Annotated in this window: 21 protein-coding genes; 12 read left to right on the forward strand and 9 right to left on the reverse strand. The window is 64.2% G+C overall.

Annotated features, from left to right (window positions below; translation table 11 throughout):
• Window positions 1–16 precede the first annotated feature (16 nt).
• A complete protein-coding gene (locus Q1J79_RS00860; protein WP_300295332.1) occupies window positions 17–664 on the forward strand; it encodes a glutathione S-transferase family protein in 648 nt (215 codons plus the stop codon).
• A gap of 168 nt (window positions 665–832) precedes the next feature.
• A complete protein-coding gene (locus tag Q1J79_RS00865) occupies window positions 833–2,095 on the forward strand; it encodes a cyclopropane-fatty-acyl-phospholipid synthase family protein (RefSeq protein ID WP_300295334.1) in 1,263 nt (420 codons plus the stop codon).
• A 35-nt stretch (window positions 2,096–2,130) separates the two neighbouring features.
• On the opposite strand, the gene Q1J79_RS00870 is transcribed toward Q1J79_RS00865, so the two are convergent.
• Window positions 2,131–3,528: an MFS transporter gene (locus tag Q1J79_RS00870; RefSeq protein WP_300295335.1), complete on the reverse strand. Its 1,398-nt coding sequence runs from the start codon at window positions 3,526–3,528 to the stop codon at window positions 2,131–2,133.
• Window positions 3,529–3,871: 343 nt separating this feature from the next.
• Between Q1J79_RS00870 and Q1J79_RS00875 the strand changes: the two genes are divergently transcribed.
• From Q1J79_RS00875 to Q1J79_RS00890, 4 genes are all read left to right on the forward strand, one after another.
• Entirely contained in the window at window positions 3,872–4,858 is a 987-nt protein-coding gene (locus tag Q1J79_RS00875) for a TRAP transporter substrate-binding protein (RefSeq protein ID WP_300295336.1), read from the forward strand.
• Window positions 4,859–4,975: 117 nt separating this feature from the next.
• Window positions 4,976–5,428 (forward strand): TRAP transporter small permease, encoded by a 453-nt coding sequence (locus Q1J79_RS00880; RefSeq protein WP_300295338.1) that lies wholly within the window; start codon window positions 4,976–4,978, stop codon window positions 5,426–5,428.
• 8 nt (window positions 5,429–5,436) lie between these two features.
• The gene (locus tag Q1J79_RS00885) at window positions 5,437–6,747 is read left to right on the forward strand and encodes a TRAP transporter large permease subunit (RefSeq protein ID WP_300295339.1); all 1,311 of its coding nucleotides are present in this window, start codon (window positions 5,437–5,439) and stop codon (window positions 6,745–6,747) included.
• 18 nt (window positions 6,748–6,765) lie between these two features.
• Window positions 6,766–7,119: a RidA family protein gene (locus Q1J79_RS00890; RefSeq protein ID WP_300295341.1), complete on the forward strand. Its 354-nt coding sequence runs from the start codon at window positions 6,766–6,768 to the stop codon at window positions 7,117–7,119.
• Between the two features lie 12 nt (window positions 7,120–7,131).
• On the opposite strand, the gene Q1J79_RS00895 is transcribed toward Q1J79_RS00890, so the two are convergent.
• Window positions 7,132–7,683 carry a cupin domain-containing protein gene (locus Q1J79_RS00895; RefSeq protein ID WP_300295343.1) on the reverse strand — a complete coding sequence of 184 codons (552 nt, stop codon included), beginning with the start codon at window positions 7,681–7,683 and terminating at the stop codon, window positions 7,132–7,134.
• Window positions 7,684–7,869: 186 nt separating this feature from the next.
• Between Q1J79_RS00895 and Q1J79_RS00900 the strand changes: the two genes are divergently transcribed.
• Entirely contained in the window at window positions 7,870–9,198 is a 1,329-nt protein-coding gene (locus tag Q1J79_RS00900) for an aspartate aminotransferase family protein (protein WP_300295345.1), read from the forward strand.
• Window positions 9,199–9,263: 65 nt separating this feature from the next.
• On the opposite strand, the gene Q1J79_RS00905 is transcribed toward Q1J79_RS00900, so the two are convergent.
• The 6 genes from Q1J79_RS00905 to Q1J79_RS00930 form a co-directional block, all read right to left on the reverse strand.
• On the reverse strand, window positions 9,264–9,839 hold the full coding sequence (locus tag Q1J79_RS00905) for an SRPBCC family protein (RefSeq protein ID WP_300295347.1): 576 nt from the start codon (window positions 9,837–9,839) through the stop codon (window positions 9,264–9,266).
• Window positions 9,839–10,171 carry a metalloregulator ArsR/SmtB family transcription factor gene (locus tag Q1J79_RS00910; protein WP_300295349.1) on the reverse strand — a complete coding sequence of 111 codons (333 nt, stop codon included), beginning with the start codon at window positions 10,169–10,171 and terminating at the stop codon, window positions 9,839–9,841. Before Q1J79_RS00910 ends, Q1J79_RS00905 begins: the two co-directional genes overlap by 1 nt.
• An 85-nt stretch (window positions 10,172–10,256) precedes the next feature.
• Window positions 10,257–11,981: a DNA polymerase/3'-5' exonuclease PolX gene (polX, locus tag Q1J79_RS00915; protein ID WP_300295351.1), complete on the reverse strand. Its 1,725-nt coding sequence runs from the start codon at window positions 11,979–11,981 to the stop codon at window positions 10,257–10,259.
• 78 nt (window positions 11,982–12,059) lie between these two features.
• On the reverse strand, window positions 12,060–12,467 hold the full coding sequence (locus Q1J79_RS00920; protein ID WP_300295353.1) for a carboxymuconolactone decarboxylase family protein: 408 nt from the start codon (window positions 12,465–12,467) through the stop codon (window positions 12,060–12,062).
• A gap of 20 nt (window positions 12,468–12,487) precedes the next feature.
• Window positions 12,488–13,087 (reverse strand): 2-hydroxychromene-2-carboxylate isomerase, encoded by a 600-nt coding sequence (locus Q1J79_RS00925; protein WP_300295355.1) that lies wholly within the window; start codon window positions 13,085–13,087, stop codon window positions 12,488–12,490.
• A gap of 11 nt (window positions 13,088–13,098) precedes the next feature.
• On the reverse strand, window positions 13,099–14,415 hold the full coding sequence (locus Q1J79_RS00930; RefSeq protein WP_300295357.1) for a deoxyguanosinetriphosphate triphosphohydrolase: 1,317 nt from the start codon (window positions 14,413–14,415) through the stop codon (window positions 13,099–13,101).
• Between the two features lie 138 nt (window positions 14,416–14,553).
• Here Q1J79_RS00930 and Q1J79_RS00935 point away from each other — a divergent pair, with 138 nt between their 5' ends.
• The 5 genes from Q1J79_RS00935 to Q1J79_RS00955 all read left to right on the forward strand — a co-directional run bounded on the left by Q1J79_RS00935 (window position 14,554) and on the right by Q1J79_RS00955 (window position 20,039).
• Window positions 14,554–16,269 carry a PAS domain-containing sensor histidine kinase gene (locus tag Q1J79_RS00935; RefSeq protein ID WP_300295359.1) on the forward strand — a complete coding sequence of 572 codons (1,716 nt, stop codon included), beginning with the start codon at window positions 14,554–14,556 and terminating at the stop codon, window positions 16,267–16,269.
• A 103-nt stretch (window positions 16,270–16,372) separates the two neighbouring features.
• Window positions 16,373–17,353 (forward strand): tripartite tricarboxylate transporter substrate binding protein, encoded by a 981-nt coding sequence (locus Q1J79_RS00940; RefSeq protein ID WP_300295361.1) that lies wholly within the window; start codon window positions 16,373–16,375, stop codon window positions 17,351–17,353.
• A 10-nt stretch (window positions 17,354–17,363) separates the two neighbouring features.
• Window positions 17,364–17,837, forward strand: a complete 474-nt coding sequence (locus Q1J79_RS00945; protein ID WP_300295363.1) for a tripartite tricarboxylate transporter TctB family protein — start codon at window positions 17,364–17,366, stop codon at window positions 17,835–17,837.
• 1 nt (window position 17,838) lies between these two features.
• Window positions 17,839–19,314, forward strand: a complete 1,476-nt coding sequence (locus Q1J79_RS00950; RefSeq protein WP_300295365.1) for a tripartite tricarboxylate transporter permease — start codon at window positions 17,839–17,841, stop codon at window positions 19,312–19,314.
• A gap of 281 nt (window positions 19,315–19,595) precedes the next feature.
• A complete protein-coding gene (locus tag Q1J79_RS00955) occupies window positions 19,596–20,039 on the forward strand; it encodes a PaaI family thioesterase (protein WP_300295367.1) in 444 nt (147 codons plus the stop codon).
• 33 nt (window positions 20,040–20,072) lie between these two features.
• Here Q1J79_RS00955 and Q1J79_RS00960 read toward each other — a convergent pair.
• A partial coding sequence (locus Q1J79_RS00960) for a hypothetical protein (RefSeq protein WP_300295369.1) occupies window positions 20,073–20,774 on the reverse strand: 702 nt, incomplete at its 5' end.

The following is a 20,774-nucleotide window of genomic DNA, read 5'->3' on the forward strand; positions in this document are numbered from 1 at the left end:
ACAGGGGCGTATCGCGATGTACAAACTGTACTGGGCGCCGGGCACCGCGGCGATGGCACCGCAGGCCGTTCTGGAAGAGATTGGCGCCGCGTACGAGGCAGTGCAGCTCAATCTTGCCAGCAAGGAGCATGAGCAGGCCGGGTACAGGAGGCTCAATCCCAATGGCCGCATCCCGACCCTGGTGGACGGCGATTTCGTCATCTTCGAGACGGCGGCGATCTGCCAGTATTTAAGCGACAAGCATCCCGATGCCAATCTGGCGCCGCCGCTGGGCAGCCATGCCCGGGGCCGCTATTACCAGTGGCTGACCTACATGACCAATACGGTGCAGGTTGGCTTCATCGACTGGTTCCACCCCGACTGGACCTTTGCCGATCTCGACAGCCAGGCGGCGCTGAAAGCCGCAGCCGAGCAGAAGCTGTATCGCTCGTTCCAGGTGCTGGACGACGGGATCGGCGGCAACCGCGGCATGATCGGCGACCAGTTCACGGTCTGCGACATCTATCTTGCGATGCTGACGCGCTGGAGCCGTTTCCTGGCCAGGCCGATGTGGGAAGGCAAGAATATCCGCCGCGCCGTCGGGACAACCTATGTCCGCCCGGCCTTCCAGCGCATGATGCAGAAACAGGGCATCACCTGGGCGGAACACTGGCCCCGGGATTAAGCAGCCCGGCGGAACTTTTCCGCGAATAGAATACGCATATAACCAACTGCTGGGTATGCGGCCCGCCAGACCGTAGGCCGGTCTGAACAACCCCCCTTGTCCGGCACAGACCCACGCGCCAATATGACAGCGGATGGGGCGTTATCTCTTTTTCCGTGGAGATTCCGCATGCTGCTTAATGGCGTCCTTAAACGGCTGGTGAAAACCGGCGCGCTGACGGTGATCAACCATAATGGGCGGGTTCGCCATTATGGCATCGCCGCCAATGGCGATGTGCCGGATGACCGCAGGGTCGTGATCTGCCTGCACAAGCCAACGACCGCATGGCGTCTGGCCCTGAATCCAAAACTGGCGCTCGGTGAAGCCTATATGGATGGCGACCTGACCATCGAGCAGGGATCGATTTTCGATTTCCTGACCACGGTGGTGCAGGACATGGGACCGCATGGCGCGCTGCCCTTCCAGGGCATCCAGCGTCTGTTCGAACGTGGCCTGCGCCTGTGGTACCAGTTCAATCCGGAAGCCGCCGCCAGCCGCCGCGTACGACATCACTACGATCTCGATGGCCGGCTCTACGACCTGTTCCTCGATACCGACAAGCAGTATTCCTGCGCCTATTTCCCGACGCCCGACGCCACGCTGGAACAGGCGCAACTGGCCAAGAAGCGCCACATCGCCGCCAAGCTGAAGCTGCAGCCCGGGATGAAGGTGCTGGAAATCGGCTGCGGCTGGGGCGGGCTGGCGCTGTATCTGGCCGAGACCTGCGGGGTCGAGGTCACCGGCATCACGCTGAGCCACGAACAGCATGCCATCGCCACCCGCCGCGCCCAGGAACGGGGTTTAAGCGACCGGGTGAAATTCCAGATCTGCGACTATCGCAACATGGCTGGCCAGTATGACCGCATCGTCAGCGTGGGCATGTTCGAACATGTTGGCGTCCCGCATTACCGCGCGTATTTCGCCGGCATCCATCGCCTGCTGAAAGACGATGGCGTCGCCCTGCTGCATTCCATCGGCCGTTCGGAAGGCCCCGGCACCACGCCGGCCTTCATCCGCAAATACATCTTCCCCGGCGGCTATATCCCGGCGCTCTCGGAAGTGATCCCCGTGGTCGAGCAGAGCCAGCTCTGGGTGACCGATATCGAGATCCTGCGCCTGCATTACGCCGAGACGCTGAAACACTGGCGCGAGCGGTTCCTGGCCCAGTGGGACAAGGCCAGGGCGCTGTATGACGAGCGCTTCTGCCGCATGTGGGAATTCTATCTGGCGGCCTCGGAAGTCACCTTCCGCCACTGGGGCCACATGGTGTTCCAGGCCCAGCTCACCAAGCATCTCGACACCCTGCCGATCACGCGGGATTACATCCTGGAGGATGAGCGCAGCCTGGCCGCCCGCGAGAAGCCGCAGCGGCCATTCGCCAAGACGGCGTAATCGGAGAAAATGCAAACAAAAAAAGAGCCGGCGCGTCAGTCGCGCACCGGCTCTTTGACTTTCCACAGCAGCACGAACCCGACGGCCAGGAAGACCAGCACGATACCGGCGGCGATGCGCTGGGTGGCGAACACCGCCGTGGCGACACCGATCAGCAAAGGCGCCAGGAAAGTGGTGGCGCGGCCCGACAGCGCGAAGATGCCGTAGAACTCACCGACCATGGCTGGTGGACTCAAGCGCGCAACCAGGGTGCGGCTGGCCGCCTGCATCGGCCCCATGCCAAGGCCCAGCAGCACGGCGCAAAGGAAAAACACCTGCTCGCCGGTGGCGCTGAACAGGCCGGCGCCCTCAGCGCGCGGCGCCACCTCGATGACGAACAGAATCCTGTCGGCGGTGATCGAGAGAATGCCCAGCGTGCCGAGCGCCACCGAGACGATGGCGAACTGCACGGCGCGCTTGGAGCCGATGCGGTCGTCCAGCCAGCCGCCGGCGATCACCGCCGGAATCGCGATCACGTTCAGCGCGATGCCGAACAGGCCAAGCTCCGTCGTACCCCAGCCGAAAATGCCGGCGGCATAAATGCCGCCGAAGCCGATGATCGCCACCAGGCCGTCGTAATAGATCATGTAGGCGATCAGGAAGCGCAGCAGGTTACCGTATTCCCGCATATGCCGCACGGTGGCGAAAACCTGCGCGATGCCGGCCTTTGCCACGACGGAAAACGGCCGGCCGGAACCGGGGCGGTCGGGTGTGAACAGAAACATCGGCAGCACGAACAGCGCCACCCAGAGCGCGGTGGCCGGGCCGATGATCCGCTCGGCCTCGAAACTGTCGCGTTTCAGGCCCAGCAGGGCTTCGCCGTCCGGCGGCTTGATGCCGATCAGTTCGGGCTGCGAGACGATCAGCACGGCAAACAGCGCGATCAGGCCACCGGCATAGCCCAGGCCCCAGCCGATGCCGCTCAGGCGTCCGACATGGCGCGGCGTTTCCAGCGCCGGTAGCAGCGCGTTGTTGAACATGATCGAGTATTCGGCCGCGATATTGGCCAGCACGAGGCCGAGGATCACCAGCGGCAGCAATTGCAGCTGCCCCGGCTGGGCCAGCCACAGGATGGCGCAGCCAAATGCCAACAGGATCTGGAACACGAACAGCCAGGGCTTGCGCCGGCCGCCGGCATCGGCAATGGCGCCGAGGAACGGGGCGCCAAGCGCCACGATCGCCGCCGAGAAGGCCTGGGTAAAACCCCACAGCGACTGGCCTTCGACGGCGTTTCCGATCACCTTGGTGGTGAAATAGGGCGCGAAGATGAAGGTGGTGATGACCGTGAAATAGGGCTGGTTGGCCCAGTCAAACATCGCCCAGGACAGCCGCGCCATCCGCGAGGCCGGCACCCGTTCTGTCGCTCCGATTACTGCCTCCCCCGCCGACGGCATCACGCGCATCCTCGTTTTGTCTGCTTATTCAGCATCCTAGTCTGCTTCTCCGGCGCTTCACCAATATTAATTTAGCGCTATACGATTGCCATGACAGCGCCATGACGCCCAGCACGCGCAGTCCACCAGCCAAATTGGTCCGAGTGGTTCGAGCGGCATGTCGCGCCTACCTGTCCGGATCAACCGCGTGTCCGGACTACCGCGCAGAGCGATGCCCTTTTTCGCGCCAGCCCGTTTTCCGCGCGACTTGGTCTTGCCAAATCCAGTCATACGATGACAAACTAATTTCAATGCGCAGTTCCCTCACGCCGAGGGGCGCATGATCCAACGGGGAGATTATCGAATGTCTTACAAGACGTGGCTTTCCGCTGCCGTGATCGGCGGCGCGCTGGTGGTTGGTGCGCAGGGTGCGGCGCTGGCCCAGGCCAAGTGGGATCTGCCGGGCGCTTATCCGGCAGGCAACTTCCACACCAAGAACATGGTGCAGTTCGCCGAAGACGTGAAGCAGATGTCGGGTGGCAAGCTGCAGATCACGGTGCATCCGGGCGCCTCGCTGTTCAAGGCCCCCGAGATCAAGCGCGCGGTGCAGACCGGCCAGGTTCAGATCGGCGAAGTGCTGATGGTGAACGTCGAAAACGAGATTCCGGTCTTTGGCGCCGACGGCGTGCCTTTCCTGGCCACCAGCTTCGATGCTGCCGCCAAGCTGTGGACCGCGCAGAAGCCGGTGATCGAGAAGAAACTGGCCGAGCAGGGCATGACGGTGCTGTATGCCGTGCCGTGGCCGCCGCAGGGCATCTATACGAAGAAGGACGTCAACAAGATCGAGGATCTGAAGGGCGTCAAGTGGCGCGCCTACAGCCCGGCCACCTCGCGCATCGCCGAACTGGTGCAGGCGCAGCCGGTGACCATCCAGGTTGCCGAACTGGCGCAGGCGCTGGCCACCGGCGTAGTCGACACCATGATGACCTCGGGTGCGACCGGACGTGATTCCAAGGTCTGGGAAAGCCTGACCCACTATTACGATACCCAGGCCTGGCTGCCCAAGAACCTGGTCTTCGTGAACAACGATGCCTTCAAGAAACTGGATGCCGCCACCCAGAAAGCGGTGAAGGATGCCGCCGCCGCCGCCGAGAAGCGCGGCTGGGCAACGTCGAAGACGGAAACCGAATCGGCCAAGGCCGACCTCGTCAAGAACGGCATGAAGGTACAGCCGCCCAGCGCCGAACTGAAAGCCGGCCTGGAGAAGGTGGGCGCCACCATGATCGAGGAATGGGTCAAGAAGACGGGGGCCGACGGCAAGGCCATCGTCGACAGCTACAAGAAGATGTAACGACCAGCCGGGCGGGACCTAAAAACCCCGCCCGGTTCTTTTCCGGATTACGGCTCTCCCATGCATTCTCCACTTGCTCCTTTATATCGGGCCAGTCTCTGGCTCGCCGGCCTGTTCATGATCGCCCTGCTGGCGACGATCATCCTCAGCATCCTCGGCCGCCAGTTCAATTTCTACATCCGCGGGATCGACTCCTATGCCGGCTACTTTATGGCCGCCGCGTCGTTCCTGGCGCTGGCCGGCACGCTGGTCAAAGGCGACCATATCCGCGTCACCCTGGTGATCAGCCGCTTCACCGGCAAATCCCGCCGCAGGCTGGAGCTGTTCTGCCTGATCCTGGCCATCGCCATCTCAGGCGCCTTCGCCTTCTATACCGTGAAAATGGCCTGGTGGTCATACAAGTTCAACGATATCAGCACCGCGAACGATGCGACGCCGCTGTGGATTCCGCAGCTCGCCATGGCGCTTGGTACGGTGGTCTTCTGCATCGCCTTCATCGAGGAATTGATCCTCGTCCTGCGCGGCAAGCCGCTGGGCGGCCAGAACGCCGAACTCGCCCGCACCGAATAGGCCCTGACATGGACCAGATCGTTATCGCCGTTTTCCTGATCGCTGCCCTGTTCGCGCTGTTTGCCGCCGGTTTGTGGATCGGCCTTGGCCTGCTGGCCTGCGGCTGGCTCGCCATGGCCCTGTTCACCTCGCGCCCAGTGGGCGATGCCATGGTCACCACCATCTGGGGCGCCAGCTCAAGCTGGACGCTCACCGCCCTGCCGATGTTCATCTGGATGGGCGAAATCCTGTTCCGCACCAAGCTGTCGGAAGACATGTTCCGTGGCCTGGCCCCGTGGATGACGCGCATTCCCGGCCGCCTGCTGCACACCAACGTGATCGGCTGCACAATTTTCGCCGCGGTTTCCGGTTCGTCGGCCGCCACCTGCGCCACCATCGGAAAAATGAGCATCCCGGAACTGCGCGCGCGCAACTATCCGGAAGACCTGGTGATCGGCACGCTGGCCGGCGCCGGCACGCTGGGCCTGCTGATCCCGCCGTCGCTGATCATGATCGTCTACGGCGTGGCCACCGACGTCTCGATCTCCAAGCTGTTCATCGGCGGCGTGCTGCCCGGCATCCTTCTGGCCGTGCTGTTCATGGGCTATATCATCGTCTGGTCGCTGCTCAATCCGGGCCGGATTCCAAAACCGACCGAGCAATATACTTTCCGGCAGAAAGTCTGGGCCTCGCGCCACCTGCTGCCCACCGTCGGCCTGATCGTGGCCGTGCTGGGTTCGATCTACACCGGCATCGCCACGGCCACCGAGGCCGCAGGCCTGGGCGTCGTCGGCGCGCTGATCGTGGCCAAGACCCAGGGCACGCTGAGCTGGAAAACCTTTACCGACAGTCTGCTGGGCGCGACGCGCTTAAGCTGCATGATCGCGCTGATCCTGGCCGGCGCCGCCTTCCTGACGCTGGCCATGGGTTTCACCGGCCTGCCGCGTCATCTGGCCGACTGGATCGACAAGATGGACCTGAGCGCCGGCGCGCTGATCGTCGTGCTGATGGTGTTCTACATCGTGCTGGGCTGCTTCCTGGACGGCATCTCGATGGTGGTGCTGACCATGGCCATCGTGCTGCCGATGATCGAACGCGTCGGCATCGATCTGGTCTGGTTCGGCATCTTCCTGGTCCTGGTAGTCGAGATGGCGCAGATCACGCCGCCCGTGGGCTTCAATCTGTTTGTTCTGCAGGGCATGACCGGACACCAGATCACTTACATCGCCAAGACGGCCCTGCCGCTATTCGCGCTGATGTGCGTGGCGGTGGCGCTGATCTATTTCGTGCCCGGACTGGTCACCTGGCTGCCGAGCAAGATGATCGGCGGCGCCGGCTGAGGGCTGAGGAGCAGGATCATGCTGCCCATCACGCGTTTTGCCGGCATGGCGCCGGGCCGCAGCCGGGCTGTCGCTTACGGCAATCTGGTCTTTACCGTCGCCGTGGCCGATACCGCCGAGCAGGACATGCGCAAGCAGGCCCACGAGACCCTGGCCAAGATCGACAAACATCTGACCGAGGCAGGCACCGACAAGTCGCGCCTGCTCTCAGTCACCGTCTACATCGCCGACATGGCGCTGAAGCAGCAGATGAACGATGTCTGGCTCGACTGGGTCGACCGCGCCAACGAGCCCCAGCGCGCCTGCATCGGCGCCACGCTGGAATATCCGCACATGATCGAGGTCGTTGCCGTCGCCGCGACCAAGGGCTGATCGCGACGCGCCCTAGAAACTGGGCGGCGTGCAGGCGCTGATCACCTCGCAGGGCTCCTTGCTTAAGTTGCGGAAGCGGTGCGGCTGCGCGCTTTCGAAATAATAGGCATCGCCCGGCCCCAGCACGCGGGCCTGGCCGGCCACCGTCACCTCGATGCGGCCGCGGATCACCACGCCGCCCTCCTCGCCCTCATGCCGCAGCATGACGCGGCCGGTATCGGCACCGGGCGCATAGCGCTCGACCAGGATTTGCAGGGCCCGCCCGCTTAAGTCCGCGCCAATCTGGCGGTAACTGATCTTGCCCTTGCCCACCTCGGCCAGTTCCTCGGCGGCATAGAAAGCCTTGCGCGGCGCCGGCTGCTCCTCCATGGCGAAGAATTCCGCCAGGCCCATCGGCAGGCCGTCGAGCACGCGCTTCAGCGCGCCGACCGAGGGATTCACCTGGTTCGATTCGATCAGCGAGATGGTGGCATTGGTCACCCCGGCGCGGCGCGCCAGTTCGCGCTGCGACAATTTGCGGGCGATCCGCACGCCTTTCAGGCGGCTGCCAATGTCGATCTCCATGCCGGGGCTCCATCAGCCTGTTTCTGTGTTGATTATATTGAACATCTTGGCAGTGCGCTTCAATGATTTCAATTGCTTAACAAAAACAAGAAAAGCGTTGTTTCGGCATCTCAAACTCCCCGATTATCGGCAGCGGAATTGCACTTCACGTCCCTGCCGCCGCCTGTCTTACGGAGACTTAAATCCATGGCCGTCGCCTCTTCCGCCGTCCCGAACGATCTCGAATCCTTCTGGATGCCGTTCACCGCCAACCGCCAGTTCAAGGCCAAGCCGCGCCTGCTGGTGGGCGCCAAGGACATGCATTACACCACCCATGACGGCCGCCAGGTGATCGACGGCAGCGCCGGCCTGTGGTGCGTCAATGCCGGCCATTGCCGCCAGCCGATCGTGGATGCGATCCAGAAGCAGGCCGCCGAGATGGACTTCGCGCCCACTTTCCAGATGGGCCACCCCAAGGCTTTTGAATTCGCCGCCCGCCTCGCCCATCTGGCGCCGGGCGACCTCAACCACGTCTTCTTCGCCAATTCCGGTTCGGAAGCGGTCGATACCGCGCTGAAAATTGCCATCGCCTATCACCGCGCCCGCGGCGAAGGCGCCCGCACCCGCCTGATCGGCCGCGAGCGCGGCTACCACGGCGTCGGCTTCGGCGGCATCTCGGTGGGTGGTATCGTCTCGAACCGCAAGGTGTTCGGCCCGATGCTGGCCGGCGTGGACCACCTGCCGCATACCCACAGCCTGAAGGACATGGCCTTCTCGAAGGGCCAGCCGGAATGGGGCGCGCATCTGGCCGACGAGCTGGAGCGCATCATCGCCCTGCATGATGCCAGCACCATCGCCGCCGTGATCGTCGAGCCGGTGGCCGGCTCGACCGGCGTGCTGGTGCCGCCGAAGGGCTATTTGCAGAAGCTGCGGCAGATCTGCGACAAACACGGCATCCTGCTGATTTTCGACGAAGTGATCACCGGTTTCGGTCGCACCGGCGCGGCCTTCGGCGCCGATACCTTCGGCGTGACCCCCGACATGATGACGGTGGCCAAGGGCCTTACCAATGCCGCCGTGCCGGCGGCGGCCGTGTTCACCCGCAAGCATGTGCATGAGGCCTTCATGAGCGGGCCGGAGCACATGATCGAGCTGTTCCACGGCTATACCTACTCGGCCCATGCGCTGGCCTGCGCCGCCGGCATCGCCACGCTGGACCTCTATCGCGACGAGGGCATTTTCGAGAATGCCAAGGCGCTGACGCCATATTGGGAAGACGCCGCCCACAGCCTGAAGGGCGTGAGGAACGTCATCGATATCCGCAATTGCGGCATCATGGCGGCGATCGAGCTGGCCCCGCGCGAGGACGGCCCGACCAAGCGCGGCTACGAGGTATTCGTGAAGGCCTATGAAAGCGGCCTGATGTGTCGCCTGACCGGCGACACCATTGCACTGTCGCCGCCGCTGATCCTCAACAAGGGCCATATTGACGACATCTTCGGCATCCTGAAGGACGCCATCCAGAGCGTGAACTGACCCGCAGCCAGCCATGCTCCATGGAAAAAGCCCGGCCCAGGATTCTGGGTCGGGCTTTTCGTTAGTTATTCGGGGAAATGCTTTCGATAGACCGGCTGCAGCTTGTCGAACTTCGTCCAGTAAGCTGGCGCCGGATCGCCATTCATCTGGGCGACCAGAACACCCAGATGCACATGCCAGCCACAGGAGACCATCAGGCCTTCCTGGTTGCTGGTCAGGCGGCGATGCGTCAGCACCAGCAGCACATCCTTGCCTTTCGGCGTCAGCTCGAACACAACCTCCGAGGCCGGACTGCCATCACCGTTATCGCCCCAGGTCATGCCCAGCAGGCGGCGCGGTTCGTACAGCGTGATGCGGCCATTCTGGGTGATGGGGCCCGTGTAGGGCTGGAGCCATTCGGGTACGGGCTCACCCACCGGCGCCAGCTTGGCGTTGTGGAAATTCAGCGTCACCTTGCCGCCGACGCGCAGTTCCATCTCGCCGGCCGCCAGCCAGGCGCCACGCTTCTCCGAATCGGTGATGTAGTCCCAGACCCGCTCGATGGGGCCGGGCAGCAGGCGTTCGAAACGCACGGCGCCGGATTCCATGACCTTGCCGTAGGCATCGTTGTCGAGCACGTGTTTCATGGAGAGATTGTTCATCACTTGCTTCCTTTCGCTTTTGTCCTCGGCTTCCCGGGTTTGCGCAGCTCCTGTTCCAGGATATCCAGTCGCGGCGCCCAGAAACGGCGCACGCGATCCAGCCAGGCGTCGATCTCGGCCAGGCCGCTGGGATTGAGTTCGTAGATCCGCCGCTGGCCATCGACGCGCACGCGCACCAGCCCGGCCTCGCGCAGGACTTTCAGGTGCTGCGACACGGCCGGCGCCGAGATCGCAAAACCTTCCGCGATCTCGCCAGCCGCGCGTTCGCCGCGACCCAGCAATTCGACAATCTGACGGCGGGTGGGATCGGCCAGGGCAGTGAAGTGTTCCATGGCGCTTATGTTTAATTTATAACTTAATTAAGTCAATACTTATTTTTAAATACCACGGCCCGACCCATAAAGCCCGGTTTTTCAGCTACATGGTCTGCCGCAGCAACGGCCGCAGCGCTTTCAGCGGCCGGGTGTTGAGGATGTCGGCTTTCTCCAGCCAGCCGCGGCGGGCCTGGCCGACACCATGCCGCAGATTGGCGAAATCCGCCGCCCGATGCGCGTCGGAACCGACCGCCACCAGCACGCCCTCGTCCTTCGCCTGCCGGCAATAGATATCGAGCAGATCGAGCCGCTCCGGATGGGCGTTCAATTCGAGATGGCAGCCCCGCTCCTTCGCGTGCCGGATCAGGCGCGCCATGTCGACATCATAGGGTTCGCGGTCCGGAATCAGCCGGCCGGTGGGATGCGCCAGGATGGTGAAATGCGGATGGTCCATCGCCTTCATGATCCGCGTGGTCTGCGTCTCACGGCTCAGGCCGAAACTGCTATGCACCGCGCCGATCACCAGATCGAGCCGGCCGAGCACGCCGTCCGGCAGGTCCAGCCGGCCATCATCGAGGATGTCCACCTCAATGCCCTTGAGCACGGTGATGCCGGATCGGCCTTCATTGAAGCGGTCGATCTCGTCGATCTGTCGCAGCAGACGCCGCGCATCCAGCCCATGGGCAATCGTGACTTTGCGGGAATGTTCGGTGATGGCGATATAGTCCAGGCCAAGCGCCTGGGCGGCAGCAGCCATGCCGGCGATGGTTTCCTGGCCATCGCTGGCCCTGGTGTGGCAATGCAGGTCGCCGCGCAGATCATCGAATTCCACCAGCCTGGGCAGCCAGCCCGCCCTCGCGGCATCGATCTCGCCGCGATCCTCGCGCAGCTCGGGCGGAATCCAGGCCAGGTCAAGGCAACGATAAACCGACTCTTCGGTATCGCCGGCCACGATCCTGTCGCCGCGGAAAACGCCGTATTCGCTGATCTTCAGGCCACGCGCCTGCGCCAGCCGGCGGATCGCGATATTGTGGGCCTTGCTGCCGGTGAAATAAACCATGGCCGCGCCGTAGCTGGCTTCTGGCAGAACGCGCAGATCGACCTGCAGGCCGCAGCGCAGGATCACGGTGGCGCGCGTGGTGCCGCTGGCGACAGTTTGCGCCACCTCGTCATAGGCGGTGAAGCGCGCGATCACCTTCGCGCCAGCCTTCGCGGTGACAAGAACATCCAGATCGCCCACCGTTTCGCGCGCCCGCCGGTAGCTGCCGGCAATCTCCACCCGCATCACCCCCGGCGTCGCCCGCAGATACTCCACCAGCGGGCCAGCATATTCGGCCGCCGTGGAGAGCTTGAAGCGGCGGCCCGTCTCGCTGCGCTTGACCAGGGCCTGCAGCAACCGCTGCTCGGTCTTGATGCCGAAGCCGGGCAGGCCACGGATGCGACCATCGCGGGCCGCCCGCTCGAGCTGGGCCGGGGTGTGGACGTCCAGTTCGTCATACAAAAGCTTGACCCGCTTGGGCCCGAGGCCGGGCAGGACCAGCAGGTCGGCCAGGCCCGGCGGCACCTCGCGACGCAGCTTCTGCAGGGTCTGGCAGCGGCCGGTCGCGACGATTTCGCGCATCTTGCCTTCAAGATCCGCGCCGATGCCGGGAATATGCGGCAGGTCGCGGCCTTGGCGAATCAGGCCGGCAACATCGAGGCTGCTGCCATCCAGCATGCGGGCGGCATTGCGGTAGGCGCGGATGCGGAAGGGATTCGCCGCCTCGATCTCCAGGAGGTCGGCGATCTCGCGGAAGATCGCGGCGATATCGCTGTTATGGACGGTCATGGACCCGCGGCCGGTTTGCGCCAGCCATTCTACAGCGCAAACCGGCCTGGGCAGACAGAGTTTTTAACGATTGGAGAATCAGCCCTTTTTCCCGACCACACCGGCTGCCTGCAGCACCTCGTTGGCGGCCTTGAAGGCGTCAAGCCCGGCCGGAATGCCGCAATAGATCGTGGCATGCAGCAGCACTTCCTTGATTTCGTCGACGCTGACGCCGTTATTCAGCGCGCCCTTCACATGCAGCTTGATTTCCGGCGCGCGATTCAGCGCCGTCAGCATGGCGAGGTTGAGCATGCTGCGCGTCTTGCGGTCCAGGCCCGGCCGATCCCAGCCATAACCCCAGCACCATTCGGTGGTGATGTGCTGGAATGCCATCATGAAATCATTGGCATTAGCGATCGACGCGTCGACATAATCCTTGCCCAGCACCTCGCGGCGCACTTTCAGGCCGGCTTCGAACAGCGCCCTGGTCTCGTCTTCTTTTGCCATCGTCTCTTGTCTCCCTGCCGTTAGCCGCGCGCCAGCCTGCGCTCGACGAAATCGAGCCTGTCCTGGCCCCAGAAGATTTCGCCGTCAATGACATAGGACGGTGCGCCGAACACATTGGCCTCGACGGCCTGCTGGGTCCCGCGGGCATACTCGGCCTTGATGCCATCGGTTTCCGCCGCCGCGAACAGCTTCGCCGGATCCATCCCGCATTCGGTGAGGATTTCCTCCAGCACCTCGGGCTCGGCGATGTTGCGGTCCTCGGCCCAGACGGCGCGCATCATGGCATGGGCCAGTCCAACGGCATCCAGCCCGGCATCGCGGGCGGCGATCACCAGCCGGGCCGCGAGATTCTCGTTCATCGGAAAGAACTGCGGCTGCAGATTGAGCGGCATGCCGAGGAAGTCGCGCCAGCGCTTCAGTTCAACGATGCGATAGGCCTGTCGCTGCGGCGCCCGCTTGGCCAGCGGCAGGCCGCCGCTGACCGGGAACACCTCGGCGGCCGCCATCGGAATGATCCGCATTTCGGCGCCGTGGCGTTTGGCGATCTCGGTTAAGCGCTGGGAACCCAGATAGGCCCAGGGCGACGCCAGAAACACATAATAGTCGATCCGCTTGGCCATCCGGCCCTCCCTTATTGCAAGCCGCGCAGACGCTGGAACTGCTTCAGCGCGTAAGAATCGGTCATGCCGCTGATGAAATCGGTCACGCTCAGCAGCCAGTCATAACGGCTGGCAGCCGGATCGGGCAGCTGCGGCATCAGCCGCAGCAGGGCATGCTGGCGCGGACTGATTGCCGCAAGATCACCGGCGCGTTCCAGGGCATGATGCGCGTCGCAGAAGGCAGCCAACAGGCTGGCGAGGATTTCACCACCCATCACTTCGGTCTGGAACCGCTCGCGGGTCTGGAAGATCCGGCTGCGCGTGAAGGCGGCGATCTCGGCCAGATGCGGCGCCATGGTGGAATGGCCCAGCAGGTCGCCCCTGAAATCACCGCGCAGGATGGCGGTTTCGTTGTCGCAGAACACGGCGACAGCCCGGTCGATCAGGTCGCCGATCACCTTGGCGCGCAGATAGGCGATCTTCCAGGTCTCGTCATCGATTTCCTTGTAGCGCGGCGGCAGGCGACGCAGCAGACTGAGCATTCTTTCTTCGGCCTCGGCGAAGGTGATGCGGCCGATCTTGAAGCCATCCTCGATATCGATCACCGAGTAGCAGATGTCGTCGGCGGCCTCGACCAGATAGGTCAGCGGGTGGCGCGCATAGCGGTCCTCGCCCAGGCGGCTCAGGCCAACGGTCTGCACCATCTCCTCGAACAATTCGGTCTCGGCGGCAAAATGCCCGAACTTGCCCTTGGCCGGATCGGCCGCCAGGCTGCCGAAAGGGTATTTCATGAAGGTGGCCAGCGTGGCGCAGGTCAGCCGCAGGCCGCCGGCGTCACGCCAGTTCTGCAGGCGCGTCATCACCCGGAAGCCCTGGGCATTGCCTTCGAAATGCAGGAAATCAAGTTGCTGCTGCTGGCTCAGCGATGCGATCAGCCCGGCCCCGGGACCGCTGCGGAACCAGTGCTGGATGGTTGCCTCGCCGAAATGACCGAACGGCGGATTGCCGATATCGTGGCCGATGCAGGCCGCCGCAACGATATGACCGAATTCCGCCGCGGTGATATTGCCCAGGCCGCCGCCATGACGCTGCAGCACGGTTTCGCCGACCTGGGCGCCGAGCGAGCGGCCAACGGAGGAAACCTCCAGAGAATGGGTCAGCCGGTTGCGCACATAGTCGCTCTCGGGAAGCGAGTGGACTTGCGTCTTGTCCTGCAACCTGCGGAAGGCAGAGCAGAAGACCACGCGGTCCCAGTCCTTCTGGAAAGGATTGCGCGACGGGGTCACCGGCTCGGCGCCGCGGTGACCGAGCCGCTGGGCAGACAACAGCCTGGACCATTGCATCGTCATGACCGCACTGTGAAGAGAATGACTTTCGCTTTCAAGAGCTTGCAATCATCACAAAGACCGGCGCAGAAGTTTTGATTGCGTTGACCACGCCCGAGATAGGATGATTAGCGCGTACACAAATACAACGTTGGCGTTTTCATGGTCATTCCGACGATTGCCGTTGCCGCGACCGCTGCCCCGCTGATCGTTGCTTTGGCCTGCCTGTTTGCCTACCGCAAGCTTGGTGGCGGCCGCCATCTGCTGTTCTGGGCCATCGCCCATGCCGGCCTGCCCATCCCCTTCGCGATCATTGGCTTCAGCAGCTGGCCCCTCGCGCCCGACCGCGTGCTTTCGGTGATCTCGGTCGCCGTCATCCTGCTGTCTGCGGTAATGCTGGCCAGCGGCATCCGCGTGCAGACCGGCCGCAACGACCGGCTGGAAGTGACGCTGGCCGTGGCCGTCGCGCTCACGATCTGCACGTTGCTGGTCCAGCAGCTGACCGGCCTGACCTATCCCATCCCCACCGTCATCGGCGCAGCCTGCCTGCTCTATGCCGGCACGCTGCTGATGCTGCACCGGCGCTCGGCATTGTATTTCCTCACTGGCCTGCTGCTGCTGGCGCGAGGCTGCATGGCCGTCTATTACGCGATCGGCCTGAGCGAGCTCGGCCCGCAACTGAATGGCGCGCTCTCGGGCTCGATCTTCGCCAATCTCCTGACCGGACTCGGCCTGATGATGATCGAGTTCGACAATGCGCGGCAGCGCGAGCATGCCACCCGCGAAGACGAGCAGGAAACCCGCAAATTCCTCGAAGCCCTGATGGATGCCATGCCGGCAACCATGACCTACAAGGACAGCGACCTGCGCTACCGGCTGGCCAACCGTGCGGTGCGGGAACTGCTGAAACCCTTCAACACCGATCCGATTGGCCGGACCTGGAGCGAGATTGCCGGGCCGGAGGCCGCCGCCGTCGTGGACCGGCAGGATCGCGCCATCCTGGATACCGGTGAGTCGTTGCACATGGAACAGGGCTGGACCGGGCCGGACGGCAAGCCAATCATCGCCCTGGCCCAGAAGGTGCCGCTGAAGGATGAAGACGGCCGCGTGGTCGGCATCATCACCTGCGGCATTGACATCACGCGGCTGAAGGAAACCGAGGTGCAGTTGATCGAGCAGCGCGAGGCGGCGGAAACCGCCAGCCGGGCCAAGACGGCTTTCCTGGCCAATATGAGCCATGAGCTGCGCACGCCGCTGAATGCCATCATTGGCTTCGCCGAGATGATGGCGGTGGGCTATACCGGCACATTGACGCCGCGCCAGCAGGATTATGCCATCAACATCCGGCAATCGGGCGAGCATCTGCTGCGCCTGGTGAACGACATTCTCGACCTGTCGCGCCTGGAGAACGGGCGGGTTGAGCTCAACATCACCGAGTGCGACTTCGACACGCTGGCTCAAAGCGCGCTGGCCATGGTGGAGCCGCAGGCGCGCGAGGGCGGCATCAAGCTGGCTTTCACGCCCTGCCGGCTGACCGTCCGCGCCGACGAGCGCGCCCTGATCCAGATTCTGGTGAACCTGATGGGCAATGCCGTGAAATTCAATCGGCCCGAGGGCAGCGTCAGCCTGCAGGCCAGTAGCAAGGCAGGCGTGGTGAGCATCCGCGTCGAGGATACCGGCATCGGCATGAGCGATGCCGAAAGCCGCAGCGCCACCCAGCCTTTTCATCGCATCGACGCCTATCGCGCCCGTGCCAATAGCGGCGCCGGGCTTGGCCTGTCGATCTGCCGCAGTCTGGTTGAATTGCACGGCGGCCGACTGGAGATCAGGAGCCGCGCCGGCGCCGGCACCTGCGTCGAGGTCCTGCTGCCGGCCTGACCATTCCGGGTCAAGCCGAATTTTCCTGCACCATCCACTTGTCATCCCCGGGGCAAGCCGGCTCTACTCCCGATAACGAATACTGTCGTCCAGGGAGGACATCATGATGCACCGCCGGGCTTTTCTCCGTTCCACCGCGTATGGTGCCGCCGCCATCGGCCTGCTGCCAGGCCTGTCTGGCCCCGCCGCTGCGCAGACCGTCGATACCCTGAAACTGTTCGTGCCGGCCAACCCCGGCGGCGGCTGGGACCAAACCGCGCGCAGCATCGAACTGGCCCTGAAACAGGCCAACCTGATCAAGGGCGCGCAGGTGACCAATGTGGGCGGTGCCGGCGGCGCCGTCGGCCTGCCGCAATTCGTCAACCAGTGGAAAGGCCAGGGCAATGCCCTGATGGTGGCCGGCATGGTGATGGTCGGCGCGCTGATCGCCAACAAGTCGCCGGTGAAGCTGTCGCAGGTCACGCCGATTGCGCGCCTGACCGGCGAGTTTCAGGTCGTCGTGGTGCCGGCGGCTTCGCCGCACAAGACGCTGGCCGATCTGGTTGCCGCCTTCAAGGCCGACCCGGCGAAAGTATCCTGGGCTGGCGGATCGGCTGGCGGGTCGGACCACATCCTCGCTGGCATGATCGCCAAGGCGGCCGGCGGCGACCCGAAGAAAGTATCCTACGTGGCCTATTCCGGTGGCGGCCCGGCCCTGGCCGCCCTGCTCGGCAACCAGGTCACCTGCGGCATTTCCGGTTTCGGCGAATTCGGCGAGCAGATCAAGGCCGGCAAGCTGCGCGCGCTGGCGATTTCCGCCGACAAGCGCCAGGCCGGCATCGACATTCCCACCATCCGGGAACAGGGCATTGATGTCGAGCTGTTCAACTGGCGCGGTGTTTTCGCGCCGCCCGGCGTGAAGGATGCCGACCGCGCGGCGATGATCGACCTGATGACCAGGATGAATGCCAGCCCCGCCTGGGCAGAGCAGCTCAAGGCGCGCGACTGGACCGGCATTTTCCTGGCCGGCGACGCCTATGGCAAATACATCGAGCAGGAGAATGCCCGCATCGAGGCGATCCTGAAAGACATCGGGCTGGCATAGGCGCCCCCGCATGCAGCGTCTGCGCAGGCCGGAAGCCCTGCTCGCCCTTGGCGTGATCGGACTGGGCTGCGTCGCGCTTTATGAGACGACGCGGATTCCGGTGTCGCCGATGTATGCCAGGGTCGGGCCGACCGCCATGGCCTATGCGGCCAGCCTGCTGCTGACCGGGCTGGGCGTTGCCCTGCTGGTCGAGGCCTGGCGCGGTCGCTGGACCAGCCCGCCGGAGGAAACCGCAACGCCGCTCAACCTGCGCGCCATCGGCTGGCTGCTGCTGGGCCTTGTGCTCAATATCGGCCTGATCGGGCCGCTCGGTTTCATGCCGGCCTCCACGTTGCTGTTTGCCTGCACCGCGCGGGCCTTCGGCAGCCGGCGGCCGCTGCGTGATGCCGCCATCGGCGCGATCTTCGCGGCGATCGCCTATTTCGGGTTCGCGCAATTGCTGGGCATCAATATCGGCGCCGGGCTGCTGGCAGGCTGGGTCTGAGATGGAAACCCTGGGCCTGCTGGCGGATGGCTTCGCTGTGGCGTTACAGCCGGTCAACCTGCTCTGGGCGATCGTCGGCGTCACGCTCGGCACCGCGGTCGGCGTCCTGCCCGGCCTGGGCCCGGCCCTGACCATCGCCCTGCTGCTGCCGATCACCTTCCACGTCCCCGCCACCGCCGCCTTCATCCTGTTTGCCGGCATTTATTACGGCGCCATGTATGGCGGCAGCACGACCTCGATCCTGCTCAACACGCCGGGCGAAAGCGCCACCATCATCACCGCGCTGGAAGGGCACAAGATGGCGCGCAAGGGCCGCGCCGCGGCGGCCCTGGCCACGGCCGCCATCGGCAGCTTCATCGCCGGCACCATCGGCACGCTGGGCATCACCTTCCTCGCTCCGCCGCTGGTCGAACTCGCGCTGCAATTCGGGCCGGCCGATTATTTCTCCCTGATGGTGCTGGCCTTCGTCGCCGTGTCGGCCGTGCTGGGCAGTTCGGTGCTGCGCGGCCTCACCGCGCTGGCATTCGGCATCCTGCTCGGCCTGATTGGGATCGACCTGCAGACCGGCCAGCCACGCTTCACCTTCGGCCTGCCCGAATTGCTGGATGGCATCAACGTCATCGTGGTCGCCGTCGGCCTGTTCGCCGTCGGCGAGACCCTGTACCTGGCCAGCCGGCCACTGGGCCACGCGACCCTGACGCCGCTGAAAGGCCGGGCCTGGATGACGCGCGAGGACTGGCGCCGCTCGTGGAAACCCTGGCTGCGCGGTTCCGTGCTGGGCTTCCCGTTCGGCGCCCTGCCCGCCGGCGGCGCCGAGGTGCCGACCTTCATCAGTTATTTCGTCGAGAAGAAACTCTCCAGGCATCCCGAAGAATTCGGCCATGGCGCCATCGAGGGCGTGGCCGGACCGGAAGCGGCCAACAACGCTTCGGCAGCTGGCGTGCTGGTGCCGATGCTTGCGCTCGGCCTGCCGACATCGGCCACGGCCGCGATCATGCTGTCGGCCTTCCAGTCCTACGGCATCAATCCGGGCCCGCTGCTGCTGCAGACCCAGCCCGAACTTGTCTGGGGCCTGATCGCATCATTGTATGTCGGCAATGTCATGCTGCTGGTGCTGAATCTGCCGCTGGCCGGATTATGGGCGAAGATCCTCGCCATCCCGTCGCCATGGCTGTATGGCGGCATCCTGATGTTCGCCACCATCGGCACCTATGGCATCAGCCAGTCGCCAATCGACCTGATCCTGCTCTATCTCATCGGCGGCGTCGGCTATTTGATGCGGCGTTTCGATTTCCCCGCGGCGCCAACCGTAATCGGCATGATCCTCGGCCCCTTCGCCGAACAGGAATTCCGCCGTGCGTTGACGATCTCCGGCGGCGAATTCAGCGTTTTCGCCACCCGGCCACTCAGCGCCATGCTGCTTGGGCTCGCGGTTCTCCTGCTGGTCGTGCCGCTGTTGCTGCGCCACCGGCGCTGAATCCTGCAGCTCGGCGGCACGGCCGCCAGAATATGGCCTTGTGATGAACAAGGGCCGGCTGTGGACGAATCGTGACTGCCATCACTGCAACCCGGCCGCCGGGCGCCTATATAAAATACACAGGAGCGGATGATGTTGCAGCGTTGTCCCTTCCTTTTTCCTCCCCCAACGATCCCCCCTCGAGGGGCGGCCCTTCCCCCCGGGTCGCCCCTCAATTTTTTACCGGCAATGCCAGGCGCGCATGGCTTGCCTTCGCCGCATGCATGGGCGATGACACGGTCATGAAACCAAGACCGCATCCGGTGCCGGCCGGCTTTGTGATCCTGCCACCGGTCTCCCCGTTTTTTCGTACCCTTGGAAAAGTCTATGTGCGGGAAAGGCCCGGCCAGCCGCCGGTCTACGGCCTGCATGTCCGACCCAAGCATGCCAACCGTCACGGCACCGGCCATGGCGGTTTCCTGGCCACCCTGGCCGATACCTTCATGGCCGCTTTCGTCCACCACCAGCGGCGCGAGATCGGCACGATGTGGACCATCCGCCTGGGCATGGAATACAAACGACCGGCGCCAATGGGCGCTTGGCTGGAATGCCATCTGGCCGACATCCGGCGTGAAGGGGCCTTCGTGACGGTGGATTGCCTGCTGCAGACCGGGCCGGCCGAGAATCCCGTCATCACCAACAAGGCGACAGCGGTGTTCAAAGTCACCGACCGCGAACCCGCCTGAGACCTCGGCCCGCCGGAATTCGTCGCCGGGGGATTACTGTCTCGCAGGCGGCAGCGAGGAAGGCGGCGGCGCGGCTGAAACAATGCGGCAGATCAGGGCGCGGCCGCTGGCCTCTTCCAGGCGCAATTCCTCGCCGTTCCGCTCCGCTCCCCAGCCGGCACCAAAATAGTCATAGCGCGCACCGGGCGGCTGGCGCATCAGCGTCACCGGCGGCCGGTCGCGGGTTTCCACCACCAGGCGGTCCTCCGCCGCGCCGAGCACGGCATGCAGAGTGTCGCTGCAACGGAACACGATTTCACCGCCGGCGCCGGCCAGCTGGCGCGCTTCCGCCGAAGGGCCCTTCTCCGGCACCGAGGTGATCGAAAAACTGGTCGATCGGCTGGCGTCCTGCCAGGCCGGCCGCGCCGTCGCCAGTCGCTCCAGCGCCGCCAGCGCCTGAACATTGGCGGCGCGGATCTCGGTTTCGGTCGGCTCAGTCTCGATGCCATCCACCGTTTTCTGCCCGTCGGTGAAACGGCCATTGGCGAAGGACAGGTTGAGCTCGACCCGGCGAAACCCATCCATCGACCCGGCCTGACCGCCACGGCGGCGGCCATGCTCGCCGTAATGCATCAGTTGGCCGTTATGGAAACTGAACACCACATTGGCATTGCCGAAATCGCCATACGTCCGCCATTCGGCGATCCGTTCCGGCTTGCCGTCCTTGATCGCGGCTTCCCATTCGGCGCTGGTATC

The organism is Ferrovibrio sp., assembly GCF_029255545.1.
GTDB lineage: Bacteria > Pseudomonadota > Alphaproteobacteria > Ferrovibrionales > Ferrovibrionaceae > Ferrovibrio.